This is a genomic window from Kitasatospora sp. MY 5-36, assembly GCF_001182915.1.
GTDB lineage: Bacteria > Actinomycetota > Actinomycetes > Streptomycetales > Streptomycetaceae > Kitasatospora.
Window position 1 is genome coordinate 1 of record NZ_LFVW01001411.1, and the last position, 596, is coordinate 596.

Annotated in this window: 1 protein-coding gene; it reads left to right on the forward strand. The window is 78.7% G+C overall.

Annotated features, from left to right (window positions below):
* Positions 1-99 precede the first annotated feature (99 nt).
* Positions 100-596 (forward strand): PrsW family glutamic-type intramembrane protease (locus AE652_RS42710; protein WP_234348745.1); only part of this gene is annotated, 497 nt, incomplete at its 3' end.

The window sequence follows — 596 nt, forward strand, 5'->3', positions numbered from 1 at the left end:
GTCCCGGTAGCGGCCCGGCCCCCGGCCGTCACCCCCGCCGCGACCCGGACGCCCGCCGCCCCCGCCACCCCCGGAGCCCCGCCGGGCCGCAGCCGCTCGGTGGCGCTCTCCTCGGTCACCGCGACCGCCGTACTGACCCTGATCGGCTGCGGGGTGCTGATCCTGCACCTCGTCCAGCGGCAGACCGGCACCGTCGGGCTGCTGGTCGGCCTGGGCCTGGCGATGGTGCCGCTGCCGTTCGTGCTCGGCGGCCTGGCCTGGCTCAACCTCACCGCCCGGGTGCCGCTGCGGCACACCGTGTTCTGCCTCGGCTGGGGCGCCTGCGCGGCCACCACCGTCGCCATCCTGGCCAACAACTGGACGGCGAACTACCTGGCCCGGTACCGGGGCCCGTTCGGGGAGCTGCTCGGCGCCGGGATCGCCACCCCGGTGATCGAGGAGACCGCCAAGGCCACCGCCCTGCTGGTGCTCCTGCTCCCGCTCGGCCAGCGGCTGCGCTGCCACGGCCGCCGCACCGGGCGCCCCTGCGCGCCGCTGCTGCGCCGGTCGCCCGCGCCCCGGAGCCCCCGCCCGTACCCGCGCCACCCGGTCGGGCC